At 67.4% G+C, this 14,792-nt stretch carries 7 protein-coding genes; 6 read left to right on the top strand and 1 reads right to left on the bottom strand.

Annotated elements, in window-relative coordinates; translation table 11 throughout:
• Positions 1-221: 221 nt before the first annotated feature.
• Entirely contained in the window at positions 222-1,541 is a 1,320-nt protein-coding gene (locus ARC23_RS12875; protein ID WP_057497561.1) for a M20 family metallopeptidase, read from the bottom strand.
• Between the two features lie 188 nt (positions 1,542-1,729).
• Here ARC23_RS12875 and ARC23_RS12870 point away from each other — a divergent pair, with 188 nt between their 5' ends.
• The 6 genes from ARC23_RS12870 (at position 1,730) to ARC23_RS12845 (ending at position 14,708) form a co-directional block, all read left to right on the top strand.
• Positions 1,730-2,974 (top strand): efflux RND transporter periplasmic adaptor subunit, encoded by a 1,245-nt coding sequence (locus tag ARC23_RS12870; RefSeq protein ID WP_057497558.1) that lies wholly within the window; start codon positions 1,730-1,732, stop codon positions 2,972-2,974.
• 74 nt (positions 2,975-3,048) lie between these two features.
• Positions 3,049-6,282, top strand: coding sequence for an efflux RND transporter permease subunit (locus ARC23_RS12865; RefSeq protein ID WP_057497557.1), 3,234 nt, complete (start codon positions 3,049-3,051; stop codon positions 6,280-6,282).
• A gap of 31 nt (positions 6,283-6,313) precedes the next feature.
• A complete protein-coding gene (locus tag ARC23_RS12860; RefSeq protein WP_057497556.1) occupies positions 6,314-9,436 on the top strand; it encodes an efflux RND transporter permease subunit in 3,123 nt (1,040 codons plus the stop codon).
• A 171-nt stretch (positions 9,437-9,607) separates the two neighbouring features.
• Positions 9,608-11,785: a YccS family putative transporter gene (gene yccS / locus ARC23_RS12855; protein ID WP_057497555.1), complete on the top strand. Its 2,178-nt coding sequence runs from the start codon at positions 9,608-9,610 to the stop codon at positions 11,783-11,785.
• A gap of 140 nt (positions 11,786-11,925) precedes the next feature.
• Positions 11,926-12,720 carry an SDR family NAD(P)-dependent oxidoreductase gene (locus tag ARC23_RS12850; RefSeq protein WP_057497554.1) on the top strand — a complete coding sequence of 265 codons (795 nt, stop codon included), beginning with the start codon at positions 11,926-11,928 and terminating at the stop codon, positions 12,718-12,720.
• Positions 12,721-12,818: 98 nt separating this feature from the next.
• On the top strand, positions 12,819-14,708 hold the full coding sequence (locus ARC23_RS12845) for an MFS transporter (RefSeq protein WP_057497553.1): 1,890 nt from the start codon (positions 12,819-12,821) through the stop codon (positions 14,706-14,708).
• Positions 14,709-14,792: the final 84 nt, after the last annotated feature.

Raw genomic sequence — 14,792 nt, 5'->3', positions numbered from 1 at the left:
AATATCCCCTTCTTCGGTATCGTCATATGGGTATAAGCGACACAACCATTGCTTCGCACGCGCCCCAGCGCACAGCCTCCAGCTGCTGGGCCGGTCCCCGGAGGGGTCCTTGCAGCGTCCTCCTCAACCGGACCCACCCCGCCATCCCACGGAATGCACGCTTTTGACGTTGACGTTGACGTTGCTTCAGCGGGTGCAGGGCGCAGCCCTGCCGGTACCCCTCACCCCGCCGGAGTACCGGCACCGTGCAGGTAATCCAGGCTCACCTGCAGCAGCGCCCTCAAACCGACGTCCAGCGCCTTCTCATCCAGCAGGAACTTCGGCGAATGGTTGGCCGGCGCCGTCGCCGGGTCGATGCCGACGCTGGTGGACCCGACGAAAAAGAACATCCCCGGCACTTCCTTGGCGTACAGCGAGAAATCCTCCGCGCCCATCTGCAACGGCGGCTCGTACACATTGTCCTTGCCCACCACCGCCTGCAGGCTCGGCAGCATCTTCGCGGTCAGCGCCGGATCGTTCACCGTGGCCGGGTTGCCTTCCGATTCATAGATATCGGTCACCGCCTTGGCACCATGCGCGGCCGCCGTGTGTTCGGCCACGTTGCGCAGGTCGTCGAAGATCTGCTGGCGCATGCCCTCGTCGAAGGTACGGATGGTGCCGACCATCTCCACTTCATCGGGAATGATGTTGTAGCGGATGCCGCCGTTGATCGCGCCGAAGGTCAGCACCGCCGGCTGCTTGGACAGGTTGGCGCGACGGCTGACGATGGTCTGCGCGGTTCCCACCAGATCGGCCGTGGCAACAATCGGGTCAACGCCGTTCCACGGTGCCGAGCCGTGCGTCTGGCGTCCAATCACCTTGATCCCGAAACGGTCCGAGGCGGCCATCAACGGGCCACCGCGCACGGCGATCTGGCCGGCCTGCACGCTGGAGAACACATGCAGGCCAAACACCGCCTCCGGCTTGAATTCGGCGAACAGGCCTTCCTTGAGCATCAATGCGGCACCACCCTCTTCCGGCGGCGGCGCGCCTTCCTCGGCCGGCTGGAAGATCAGCATCACCTGGCCCGGCAGATCCTTCTTCATCGACACCAGCGCCTCGGCCACGCCGAGCAGGGTGGCGGTATGCGCGTCATGGCCACAGGCATGCATCACGCCCACGGTCTGCCCGCGGTACTGGTCGGTGGCCTTGGAGGCGAACGGCAAGCCGGTCTGCTCGGTCACCGGCAACGCGTCCATGTCCGCACGCAGTGCGATCTTCGGGCCGGGCTTGCCGCCTTCGATGATCGCCACCACGCCGTGGTGGGCAATGCCGGTCTTCGGCTTCAGGCCCATCGCACGCAGGCGCTTGGCGACCTCGGCCGAGGTGCGCGCCTCGCGGTTGGACAGCTCAGGGTGCTGGTGGAAATCACGACGCCACTCGATCACCTTGGCCTGCAGGCGCTGCGCGGCAGCGGTCACTTCGGGGCGCTGCCCGTCCTGGGCGTGGGCAAGGGCCGGCAGGGCCAGCAGCAGGGCGGACAGCAGCAACGAACGGCGCATCGTGATCTCCACAGCAAGGGGGGGTCCAGCTGAATGTAGGGCAACACTGCGGCCACGGGAACCTCCGGTGCTGGATCCGGTCTTAGCGCCCGTCCCATCCGTCATGCAGGAAACGCGATGTGGCACAGGTATGCTTTGCGCATTGCCGCCGGCGCCCCGCCCGGTCCAGTCCTCTCGGAGTCCTCGTAATGTCACGTGTTTGGAAGATCGTGCTGCTGGTCGTGGCGGTGCTGGTGCTGGCCGTGGTCGGCCTGCGCGTCATGGGCAGCGGCAAGGACAAGGCTGGAAAACCCGCGGCGGGCGCGCGCCAGGGCGGCGAAGACCCGGATGCCGGCCCGGTGCCGGTAACCGTGGTCGAAGCCACGCGCCAGGACGTACCGGTATATGCCAGCGCACTGGGCACGGTGACCGCGATGAACACCGTCACGGTCAGCCCGCAGGTCGGCGGCCAGCTGATGAGCCTGAACTTCCGTGAAGGCCAGGAAGTGAAGCAGGGCGACGTGCTGGCGGTGATCGACCCGCGCACCGCCCAGGCCAGCTACGACCAGGCCGCGGCCGCCAAGCGCCAGAACGAAGCGCTGCTGGCCACCGCGCGCTCCAACTACCAGCGCTCGAACGCGCCGGAGTATCGCCAGTACGTGGCCAAGACCGACCTGGATACACAACGAAACCAAGTGGCACAGTATGAAAGCGCGGTGGCGGCCAACGAGGCCAGCATGCGCTCGGCACAGGTGCAGCTGCAGTACACCAAGGTCACCGCACCGATCACCGGCATCGCCGGCATCCGTGCGGTCGATGCCGGCAACGTGGTCAACGCCGGCACCGCACTGGTCACGCTGACCCAGATCCACCCGATCCACGTGCTGTTCAACCTGCCCGAGCGCCAGCTCGGCGACGTGCGCCAGGCGCAGGCCGCCGGCACGGTGCCGGTGGCGGCACTGGACCGCGCCGACTCGCACGTGTTGTCCGGCGACGGCAAGCTGGATGTGGTCGACAACCTGATCAGTGCCGACAGCGGCACGTTCAAGGCACGCGCCCTGTTCGACAACACCGACAACGGCCTGTGGCCGGGCCAGTTCGTCAACGTGCGCATGCAGCTGCGCACCATCGGCGGCGGTGTGGTCATTCCCACCCAGGCCGTGCTGCGGGGCCCGGACGGCGAGTACGTCTATGTCGTGCAGGGCGACAACACGGTGAAGATGCAGACCGTGCGCAGCGGCGTGGAAGTGGGCGACAGCCAGGTGCAGATCGCCGAAGGCCTCAAGGGCGGCGAGCGCGTGGTCAGCGAAGGCCAGTTCCGCCTGAAGCCGGGCAGCAAGGTCACCGCGCTGAAGCCGGGCGAGACCCCGGCCGCGCCGACCGAGGCCGAACTGAAGGCGGCCGAGCAGAAGAACGCCGGCGGCGGTGGCCGTCGCGGTGGTGGCCCGCGCTGAGCGCAGGCCAAGGTTTTCCCTCGCGCCGGCGGACCTGCCGGCGCCGACATTGAAGTGCCAGCAAGGATCAGTCCGTGGGCTTTTCGACGATCTTCATCCGCCGCCCGATCGCGACCTCGCTGTTGATGGCGGGCCTGTTGCTGCTGGGCATCCTCGGTTACCGCAAGCTGCCGGTGTCGGCGCTGCCGGAAATCGATGCGCCCAGCCTGGTGGTCACCACCCAGTACCCCGGTGCCAACGCCACCACCATGGCCTCGCTGGTCACCACGCCGCTGGAGCGCCAGTTCGGGCAGATCTCCGGGCTGGAGCTGATGACCTCCGACTCGTCGGCCGGGTTGTCGACGATCATCCTGCAGTTCTCGATGGACCGGAACATCGATATCGCCGCGCAGGACGTGCAGGCGGCGATCCGCCAGGCCACGCTGCCCTCATCGCTGCCCTACCAGCCGGTCTACAACCGGGTGAATCCGGCCGACGCGGCCATCGTTACCCTGAAGCTGACCTCCGACACGCGCCCGCTGCGTGACGTCAACAACTACGCCGACTCGATCCTGGCCCAGCGCCTGTCGCAGGTGCAGGGCGTGGGCCTGGTCTCGATTGCCGGCAACGTGCGCCCCGCCGTGCGCATCCAGGTCAACCCGGCGCAGCTGTCGAACATGGGCCTGACCCTGGAGGAGCTGCGCAGCGCGCTGACCCAGGCCAACGTCAATGCGCCGAAGGGTTCGTTGAACGGCAAGACCCAGTCCTACAGCATCGGCACCAACGACCAGCTGGCCAGCGCCGCCGAGTACCGCGACACCATCATCAGCTACAGGAACGGCCGCCCGGTGCGGTTGTCCGACGTGGCCGAGGTGGTGGATGGGGTAGAGAACGACCAGCTGGCTGCATGGGCCGATGGCAAGCCGGCGGTGCTGCTGGAGGTGCGCCGCCAGCCCGGTGCCAACATCGTGCAGACCGTCGAGCGCATCCGCACGATCCTGCCGCAGCTGCAGGGCGTGCTGCCGGCCGATGTGCACCTGGAGATCTTCAACGACCGTACCGAGACCATCCGCGCCTCGGTGCATGAAGTGCAGTTCACCCTGATCCTCACCATCGGCCTGGTGGTGGCGGTGATCTTCGTGTTCCTGCGCCGGTTGTGGGCCACGATCATTCCCTCGGTGGCGGTGCCGCTGTCGCTGGCCGGCACCTTCGCGGTGATGGCGTTTGCCGGCATGTCGCTGGACAACCTCTCGCTGATGGCGCTGGTGGTGGCCACCGGCTTCGTGGTCGACGATGCGATCGTGATGATCGAGAACATCGTGCGCTACATCGAGCAGGGCAAGAGTGGCAAGGAAGCGGCCGAGATCGGCGCGCGCCAGATCGGCTTCACCGTGCTGTCGCTGACCGTGTCGCTGGTGGCGGTGTTCCTGCCGCTGCTGCTGATGCCCGGCGTCACCGGCCGCCTGTTCCACGAGTTCGCCTGGGTGCTGAGCATCGCGGTGGTGCTGTCGATGCTGATCTCGCTGACGCTCACCCCGATGATGTGCGCCTACCTGCTCAAGCCCGACGCGCTGCCCGAGGGCGAAGACGCACACGAGCGCGCAGCGGCCGCCGGCAAGCAGAACCTGTGGACGCGCACCGTGGGCCTGTACGAACGCAGCCTGGACTGGGTACTGGACCACCAGCGCGCCACCCTGGCCGTGGCCGGCGGCGCCCTGGTGCTGACCGTACTGCTCTATGTGCTGATTCCCAAGGGCCTGCTGCCCGAACAGGACACCGGCCTGATCACCGGCGTGGTGCAGGCTGACCAGAACATCGCCTTCCCGCAGATGGAGCAGCGCACCAGGCAGGTCGCCGAAGCGCTGCGCCAGGACCCGGACGTGACCGGCGTGTCGGCCTTCATCGGCGCCGGCAGCATGAACCCCACGCTCAACCAGGGCCAGCTGTCGATCGTGCTGAAGGAACGCAGCCAGCGCGATGGCCTGGACGAGATCCTGCCGCGCCTGCAGAAGGCGGTGGCCGGCATACCGGGCGTGGCGCTGTACCTGAAGCCGGTGCAGGACGTAACCCTGGATACCCGTGTGGCCGCTACCGAGTACCAGTACTCGCTGTCGGACGTGGATTCGGCGACGGTGGCGACCCAGGCCACGCGCCTGACCGAAGCGCTGCGCAAGCGCCCGGAACTGGCCGACGTCGACAACAACCTGTCCAACCAGGGCCGCGCCCTGGAGCTGAACATCGACCGTGACAAGGCCAGCGTGCTGGGCGTGCCGATGCAGACCATCGACGACACGCTCTACGATGCGTTCGGCCAGCGCCAGATCTCGACCATCTTCACCGAGCTCAACCAGTATCGCGTGGTGCTGGAAGTCGCGCCGGAATTCCGCACCAGCACCGCGTTGATGGAGCAGCTGGCGGTGGCCTCCAACGGCGCCGGCGCGCTGACCGGCACCAATGCCACCAGCTTCGGCCAGGTCACCTCGTCCAACTCGTCCACCGCCACCGGTATCGGCGCGCAGAACACCGGCATCACCGTCGGTGCCGGCAACATCATCCCGCTGTCGGCGCTGGCCGAAGGCAAGGTCAGCAGCGCGCCGCTGGTGGTCAGCCACCAGCAGCAGCTGCCGGCGGTGACGGTCTCGTTCAACGTGGCGCCGGGCTATTCGCTGTCCGAAGCCGTGCGTGCGATCCAGGAGACCAAGGACAGCCTGGACATGCCGGCACACCTGCATGCCGAGTTCATCGGCAAGGCGGCTGAGTTCACCGGCAGCCAGACCGACGTGGTGTGGCTGCTGCTGGCCTCGCTGGTGGTGATCTACATCGTGCTGGGCGTGCTCTACGAGAGCTACATCCACCCGATCACGATCATCTCCACGCTGCCACCGGCCGGCGTCGGCGCGCTGCTGGCGCTGATGGTGTGCGGGCTGAGCCTGTCGGTGGATGGCATTGTCGGCATCGTGCTGCTGATCGGCATCGTCAAGAAGAACGGCATCATGATGGTGGACTTCGCCATCGAAGCCCGCCGCGTCGGCGCCAACGCGCACGAAGCGATCCGCCGCGCCTGCCTGCTGCGCTTCCGCCCGATCATGATGACCACCGCCGCGGCCATGCTCGGCGCGCTGCCGCTGGCACTGGGCACCGGCATCGGCTCGGAGCTGCGCCGTCCGCTCGGCATCGCCATCGTCGGTGGCCTGCTGCTGTCGCAGCTGGTCACGCTGTACACCACGCCGGTGATCTACCTGTACATGGAACGCTTCTCGGAGTGGCTGGCGCGCCGCCGCGAACAGCGCGCCCAGCGCGACGGCTCGCTGCAGGAGCCGCAGGCATGATCCACGCCCCGCTGCTGCGGGGGGCCGCGCGATGAACCTGTCCGGTCCCTTCATCCGCCGCCCGATCGGCACCGCCCTGCTGGCCATCGGCCTGTTCATGGTCGGCCTGATCTGCTACCTGCGCCTGGGCGTGTCGGCGTTGCCGAACATCGAGATCCCAGTGATCTTCGTGCACGCCAGCCAGTCCGGCGCCGACGCGGCGACCATGGCCTCCACGGTCACCGCACCACTGGAACGCCATCTCGGCCAGCTGCCGGGCATCGACCGCATGCGCTCGTCGAGCTCGGAAGGCAGCTCGCTGGTGTTCATGATCTTCCAGAGCGGCCACAACATCGATTCGGCCGCGCTGGATGTACAGACCGCGATCAATTCGGCACAGGCCGACCTGCCCTCGGGCATGGGCTCGCCGATGTACCAGAAGGCGAACCCGAACGACGATCCGGTGATCGCCATCGCGCTGACCTCGCAGACGCAGTCGGCCGACGAGCTGTACAACGTCGCTGACTCGCTGCTGGCACAGCGCATCCGCCAGATCAGCGGCGTCGCCTCGGTCGATATCGCCGGTGCGTCGACGCCGGCGGTACGCGTGGACGTCAACCTGCGCCTGATGAACGCGCTCGGGCTGACCGCCGACGACCTGCGCAATGCGGTGCGCGCGGCCAACGTCACCTCGCCCACCGGCTTCCTCAGCGACGGCAATACCACCACCGCGATCATCGCCAACGACTCGGTGGCGCGCGCCGCCGACTTCGCCGAGCTGGTGGTCAAGACCCAGGGCGATGGCCGGGTGATCCGCCTGAAGGACATCGCCAACGTCTACGACGGCCAGCAGGACGCCTACCAGGCCGCGTGGTTCGACCACAAGCCGGCGGTGGTGATGTACGTGTTCACCCGTGCCGGCGCCAACATCGTGGAGACCGTGGACCGGGTCAAGGCGCAGATCCCGACCCTGCGCGACTACCTGCAGCCAGGCACCACGATGACGCCGTACTTCGACCGTACGCCGACCATCCGTTCCTCGCTGCATGAAGTGCAGATCACCCTGCTGATCAGCCTGGCGATGGTGGTGCTGACCATGGCGCTGTTCCTGCGCCGGCTGGCACCGACACTGATCGCCGCGGTGACCGTGCCGCTGTCGCTGGCCGGCGCCGCGCTGGTGATGTACGTGATGGGCTTCACCCTGAACAACCTGAGCCTGCTGGCGCTGGTGATCGCGATCGGCTTCGTGGTCGACGATGCGATCGTGGTGATCGAGAACATCATGCGCCATCTCGACGAGGGCATGCCGCGCATGCAGGCTGCGCTGACCGGCGCGCGCGAGATCGGCTTCACCATCGTTTCGATCACCGCCTCGCTGGTGGCGGTGTTCATCCCGCTGCTGTTCGCCAGCGGCATGATGGGCGCGTTCTTCCGCGAGTTCACCGTGACCCTGGTGGCGGCCATCGTGGTCTCGATGATCGTGTCGCTGACGCTGACCCCGGCGCTGTGCAGCCGCTTCCTCAGCGCCCACGATCACGCGGCACCACCGTCACGCTTCGGCCGCTGGCTCGATGCCGGCCACGAACGCATGCTGCGCGTCTACACCGTATTCCTCGACTTCTCGTTGCGCCATGCGCTGCTGCTGTCGATGACCCCACTGATCCTGATCGGCGTCACGGTGTTCCTGTTCGGTGCGGTGAAGAAGGGTGCATTCCCGCCGCAGGACACCGGCCTGATCTGGGGCCGCGCCAACTCCAGCGCCACCGTTTCCTTCGAAGACATGGTTGCCCGCCAGCGCCGCATCACCGACATGCTGATGGCCGACCCGGCGGTGAAGACCGTGGGTGTGCGCCTGGGCAGCGGCCGCCAGGGCTCCAGCGCGCAGTTCAACATCGAGCTGAAGTCACGCAGCGACGGCCGCCGCGAAACCACCGCACATGCGCTGGCGCGGCTCAGTGCCAAGGCCGACCGTTACCCCGACCTGCAACTGCGCCTGCGCGCGATCCAGGATCTGCCCAGCAATGATGGCGGCGGTTCCAGCCAGGGCGCGCAGTACCGCATCTCACTGCAGGGCAACGACCTGGCCGCGCTGCAGGAATGGCTGCCCAAGCTGCAGGCGGAACTGAAGAAGAACCCGAAGCTGCGCGACGTCGGCACCGATGTGGACAACGCCGGCCTGCGCCAGAACATCCAGATCGACCGCGCCAAGGCCGCACGCCTGGGCATCACCGTCGGCGCCATCGATGGCGCGCTGTACGGTGCGTTCGGCCAGCGCCAGATCTCGACCATCTACTCCGATATCAACCAGTACAGCGTGGTGGTCAACGCCCTGCCCTCGCAGACCGCTACGCCGGCGGCGCTGGACGAGGTGTACGTGCGGGCGCGCAACGGCGACATGGTGCCGATCACCGCGGTGGCCACCCAGGTTCCGGGCCTGGCGCCGTCGCAGATCACCCATGAAAACCAGTACACGACGATGGACCTGAGCTACAACCTGGCGCCGGGCGTGAGCATGGGCGAGGCCAAGGCGATCATCGACGCCACTGTTTCCGGCATGCGCATGCCCGGTGACATCCGCCTGGCCGATGATGCGGGCTTCGGGTTCAACTCCGATCCCAGCGACATGCTGATCCTGGTGCTGGCGGCGATCCTGACCGTGTATCTGGTACTGGGCATGCTCTACGAGAGCCTGATCCACCCGGTCACCATCCTGTCGACGCTGCCGGCGGCGGGTGTGGGCGCGCTGCTGGCCTTGTTCGGCACCAACACCGAACTGTCGGTGATCTCGATGATCGCGCTGGTGTTGCTGATCGGCATCGTCAAGAAGAACGCGATCATGATGATCGACTTCGCGCTGGTGGCGCAGCGCGAGCACGGCCTGGCGCCACGCGATGCCGCGCGCGAGGCCAGCATCGTGCGTTTCCGCCCGATCATGATGACCACCATGGTGGCGATCCTGGCGGCGGTGCCGCTGGCGATCGGCCTGGGCGAAGGCTCCGAGCTGCGGCGCCCGCTGGGCATCGCGATGATCGGTGGCCTGCTGTTCTCGCAGAGCCTGACCCTGCTCAGCACGCCGGCGCTGTACGTGATCTTCTCCTGCCTGGCCGAACGCTGGCGGGCACGTCGCGCACGCAAGCGCGAAGCGAAGCTGCTCAAGCGCGCGCAGCGGGCGTAGAACGGCCCACCCACGCATGGCGTGGATCTACGGGTAGAGCCGGCCGCTGGCCGGCTTCCTCCGTACAGCGAATCTGCCGGCCAGCGGCCGGCACTACCGGTATTCCTGCGCAGGCTGTCCCCTTCACCCCGCACCCGCAATAATGGTGGAAGACCCTTCCACCGAGCCTGCATGCCCGCCCGCGAATCCAGCCTCAGCCGCCTCTGGGCCCACGAAAAGGCCAGCTACGGCCTTCGCGTCTTCATCGCGCTGGCCTCGGCCGTTGCCGTCTGCTGGCAGTTTGATGCGCTAACCGCCCTGCCCGGCGTGTTCCTCGGCATCATCGCCAGCGCCATCGCCGAAACCGACGACAACTGGTGGGGCCGGACCAAGGCCGTGGCGCTGTCACTGCTGTGCTTCTGCATCGCTGCGGCCTCGGTGATCTGGCTGTTCCCGTGGCCGTGGATCTTCATCGGTGCGCTGGCGCTGTCCACGTTCGCGCTGACCCTGCTGGGTGCGCTCGGCGAGCGCTACGCGTCGATCGCCCAGGCCACGGTGACGCTGGCGATCTACACCATGATCGGCCTGGAACAGCACGGCGCCAGCGACCTGCACAGCGCGCTGGAAGCGGTCAGTCACCTGCTGGCCGGTGCCGTCTGGTACGGCCTGTTGTCGATCCTGTGGACCGCGCTGTTCGCCAACCGGCCGGTACGCGAACGCGTAGCACGGTTGTACCAGGAGCTGGGCCGCTACCTGCAGCTGAAGGCCGCGCTGTTCGAGCCGGTGCGCGAAGCCGACCTGCACCGTCGCCAGCTCGACCTGGCCGAACAGAACCGCCGCGTGGTCGGTGCACTGAACGAAGCCAAGACGGCGATCCTGGCCCGCTTCGGCCGCTCCGGGCGGCCCGGCGTGAACTCCGGCCTGTACCTGCGCCTGTATTACATGGCGCAGGATTTCCACGAGCGTGCCAGTTCCTCGCACTACCCGTACGGTGCGCTGGTGGACGCGTTCTTCCATAGCGATGTGCTGTACCGCTGCCAGCGCCTGCTCGACCTGCAGGGACAGGCCTGCGCGCGGCTGGGCGAGGCGATCCGCCTGCGCCGTCCATTCGTGTATGGCGAAAACAACCAGCAGGCCGGACGCGATCTGGCCGATGCGCTGGCCTACCTGCGCGACCAGCAACGGCCGCAGTGGCAGCGACTGCTCGGCTCGCTGGATCTGCTGGTGCACAACCTGCGCAGCATCGAGCGCCGCCTGCTGGATGCGGAACGTTCCGAGGCCAGCCTGGACAACGTCGATACCCGCCTGCGCGACAGCAACCCGCACACCCTTCGCGAGATGGGCGTGCGCGTGCGCCAGCAGCTCACGCCCGGCTCGGTCCTGTTCCGCCACGGCCTGCGCATGGCATTGGCACTGATCGTCGGTTTCGCGGCAATCCGCCTGTTCAATGCCCAGAACGGCTCATGGGTGCTGCTGACCATCGTGTTCGTATGCCGCCCCAACTTCGGTGCCACCCGCCAGCGCCTGGCGCAACGCATCGTCGGCACCGTGGCCGGCCTGGTACTGACCTGGGCGCTGCTGCAGCTGTTCCCGCAGCTTCACGTGCAGCTGCTGATCGCCCTGCTGTCGGCACTGCTGTTCTTCTTCACCCGCACCGACCGCTACCTGGTGGCATCGGCGGCGATCACGGTGATGGCCCTGACCTGCTTCAACCTGATCGGCGATGGCTTCGTGCTGATCGTGCCGCGCATGGTCGATACGCTGCTGGGCTGCGCGATCGCCGCCGCGGCCGCATTCCTGATCCTGCCCGACTGGCAGGGCCGCCAGCTGCACCTCGTGCTGGCGCGCGTGCTGGACACCGCCGCGCGCTACCTGGATTCGGTGCTGGGCCAGTACCGCAGTGGCATGCGCGATGACCTGGCCTACCGCATCGCCCGCCGCGACATGCACAACGCCGATGCCGCGCTGTCCACTGCGCTGTCGAACATGCTGCGCGAACCGGGCCACGTGCGCCGCAACCTGGATGCCGGTTTCCATTTCCTGGCGCTGTCCAATACGCTGCTCGGCCATTTGTCGGCACTGGGCGCGCACCGCGACCAGGTGGACAGCTACGCCGGTGATCCGCTGGCGCTGGCCGCCGGCGAGCGCGTGCGCAAGGCGCTGCAGCAGCTGTCCTCGGCCCTGGCCGTACGGCAGCCGGTCAGCGGGGACGACAATGACGCCGACCGCGCGGTGGCCGCCGAACTGGAGCAGATCGACGAGGCGATGCCGCCGAAGCTGCAACTGATCCGCACGCAGATGGCGCTGGTGCTGCGGATGCTGCCGAAGGTGCGGGCGGCGGCGAATGAGGCGGTAACCAGCCTGACCTGATCCCTCGTCGCTGGTCGGACATCCCATCCACGCAGGGCGTGGATCCATTGCGCCGCGTGCAACGGCGCGTTGCGCCGGGCGCTGCGGCTCGATCACGCGGCCACGCGGATACTGGCGATCCCCCGTTCCGGATCATCGCCTTGAAAATCGAACTCAGCGGCCGCACTGCACTGGTCACCGCCTCCACCGCCGGCATCGGCCTGGCGATCGCCCAGGGCCTGGCCACCGCAGGCGCACGCGTCGTCCTCAATGGCCGCAGCACCGACAGCGTCGAGCGCGCCCGCCAGCACCTGCTCGCCGTCGTACCGGGTGCCAACGTGCTCGGCGTGGCCGCCGACCTCTCCGATGCGGCCGGCGCCGGCACGCTGCTGGCCGGCCTGCCCAGGGTCGACATCCTGGTCAACAACGCGGGCATCTTCGGCCCACAGGACTTCTTCGAGACCGATGACGCGACCTGGGAGCGCTACTGGCAGACCAACGTGATGTCCGGCGTGCGCCTGTCGCGTGCGCTGCTGCCGGCGATGGTCGATGCCGGCTGGGGCCGCGTGCTGTTCATTTCCTCCGAATCGGCACGCAACATCCCGGCCGACATGATCCACTACGGGGTCAGCAAGACCGCGCAGCTGTCGCTGTCGCGCGGCCTGGCCAAGCGCGTGGCCGGCAGCGGCGTCACCGTCAACGCGGTGTTGCCCGGCCCGACCCTCTCCGATGGTTTCGCGGCGATGTTCGAGGATGAACGCCAGCGCAGCGGCAAGCCGCTGGAGCAGGTCGGCCGCGAGTTCGTGATGGCGCACCGGCCGTCCTCGCTGATCCAGCGCACCGCCACGGTCGACGAAGTGGCCAACATGGTGGTGTACCTGGCCTCCCCGCAGGCCTCCGCCACCTCCGGTGCAGCACTGCGCGTGGATGGTGGCGTGGTCGACGATATCGTCTGAGAGTGCTGGCAGCTGTGCGGACCGACGGTCCGCACCCACAGGCCCGCCCCCACAGCGGATAGGCAGGAATGCTAGGCTGCGCCGGTCAAGGAGGTTCCATGTCCGGTCACAACCAGTTCGCCCTGCTGCGCCAGCGCCGTTTCCTGCCGTTCTTCGTCGTCCAGGCACTCGGCGCGTTCAACGACAACGTGTACCGGCAGGCAATCATCAGCATGTTGCTGTTCATGGCCGTGCCGGAGGAAGAACTGGGCCTGTATGCCACCCTGGCACCTGCCATCTTCATCCTGCCGTACTTCCTGTTCTCGGCACTGGCCGGGCAGATCGCCGACAAACTGGAAAAATCGCGGCTGATCGTGATCACCACCACCATGGAGATCGTAATCATGTCGCTGGCGGCCACCGGCTTCCTCACCCAGAGCCTGCCGGTGCTGCTGATCGCGCTGTTCTGCACCGGCATGCAGTCAACCCTGTTCGGCCCGGTGAAGTACTCGGTGCTGCCCTCGGTACTCAAGCCGGAAGAGCTGACCGGTGGCAATGGCCTGGTTGAAATGGGCACCTCGATGTCGATCCTGTCCGGCATGATCGTCGGCGGCCTGGTGTTCACCGTGGCCGGCAGCCACGGCACGGTGGTGGCGGCCTGCGCGATCATCGCCCTGGCGATCTGCGGCAACATCGCCGCGCGCCTGATTCCCAAGGTCGATGCCGGCGACCCGAACCTGAAGATCAACTGGAACCCGCTGCCGGAATCACTTGCGGTGCTGCGCATGGCGCGACAGCAGAAGGCAGTGCGCAATTCAATCCTGGGCGTGTCCTGGTTCTGGTTCGTCGGCACCGTGCTGACCTCGCAGCTGCCGGCCTATGCCGTGACCAACCTCGGCGGTGAGCCGACCCTGTACATCTTTGCGCTGGCCCTGTTCTCGGTCGGCACCGGCGTCGGCTCGCTGCTGTGCGAGAAGCTGTCGGCACGCACGGTGGAAATCGGCCTGGTGCCGCTCGGTGCGTTCGGCATGACCGCATTCCTGCTCGACCTGTACTTCGCCCGCAGTGGCGAAGCGACGGCGCACGGGCTGACCATCGGGACGTTCCTGCAGCAGCCGGGCAGCATCCGCATCGTCATCGACCTGATCGGCATCGGCCTGTTCACCGGCATCTTCGTAGTGCCACTGTTCGCGCTGATCCAGAGCCGCACACCGAAGGCGCAGATGTCGCGCGTGTTCGCCGCGCTGAACATCCAGAATTCCGGCTTCATCGTCGGCGCCGCCCTGCTGTCGCTGGCCGCGCACACGCTGCTGCACTGGACCATTCCGCAGCAGTTCCTGGCGCTGGCCATTGCCAACGCGCTGGTGGCGATCTACATCTTCACCATCGTCCCCGAATTCCTGATGCGCTTCCTCAGCTGGCTGATGGTGCGCACCCTGTACCGCCTGCGCCCGCACGGCATCGAAGCGAACGTGCCCGACGAGGGCGCCGCGCTGCTGGTCTGCAACCATGTCAGCTACATGGACGCACTGATCCTGTCGGCGACGATCCCGCGGCCGGTGCGGTTCGTCATGTACTACCGGATCTTCAACATTCCGGTGATGCGCTGGATCTTCCGCACCGCCAAGGCGATCCCGATTGCCGGTGCGCGAGAGGACCCGGCACTGATGCAGCGCGCGTTCGACGAGATCGATGCGGCGCTGGCCGAGGGCGAGCTGGTCTGCATCTTCCCGGAAGGCGCGTTGACCAAGGATGGCGCGATGGCGCCGTTCAAATCCGGGGTCGAGAAGATCCTCGAACGGCGGCCGGTGCCGGTGGTGCCGATGGCGCTGCGCGGCATGTGGTCGAGCATGTGGAGCCGCCGCGACAGCCGCCTCGGCCGCATGCGCGTGCCGCGCCGTTTCCGTGCCACCGTCGAGGTGGTGGCGGCACCGGCCGTGGACGGCCATCGCACCGACGCCGCCGCCCTGGAAGCCCAGGTCCGCGCCCTGCGTGGCGATCACGCCTGACGCCGCAGTACGGGCCCGGACACGCCCTGGCATGCGCCACCGTCAAGTGCCGGCGGCGGCGTGCCGTGGATGTAAACGCATACA

This window comes from Stenotrophomonas beteli, assembly GCF_001431665.1.
Classification (GTDB): Bacteria; Pseudomonadota; Gammaproteobacteria; order Xanthomonadales; family Xanthomonadaceae; genus Stenotrophomonas; species Stenotrophomonas beteli.
The sequence above is the reverse complement of the archived record's forward strand: the minus strand, read 5'-3'. Positions and strand labels throughout refer to the sequence as shown.

Coding starts and splice junctions, on each gene's coding strand:
- ARC23_RS12875 (WP_057497561.1), bottom strand. CDS start 1,541: ATGCGCCGTTCGTTGCTGCTGTCCGCCCTGCTGCTGGCCCTGCCGGCC.
- ARC23_RS12870 (WP_057497558.1), top strand. CDS start 1,730: ATGTCACGTGTTTGGAAGATCGTGCTGCTGGTCGTGGCGGTGCTGGTG.
- ARC23_RS12860 (WP_057497556.1), top strand. CDS start 6,314: ATGAACCTGTCCGGTCCCTTCATCCGCCGCCCGATCGGCACCGCCCTG.
- yccS (WP_057497555.1), top strand. CDS start 9,608: ATGCCCGCCCGCGAATCCAGCCTCAGCCGCCTCTGGGCCCACGAAAAG.
- ARC23_RS12845 (WP_057497553.1), top strand. CDS start 12,819: ATGTCCGGTCACAACCAGTTCGCCCTGCTGCGCCAGCGCCGTTTCCTG.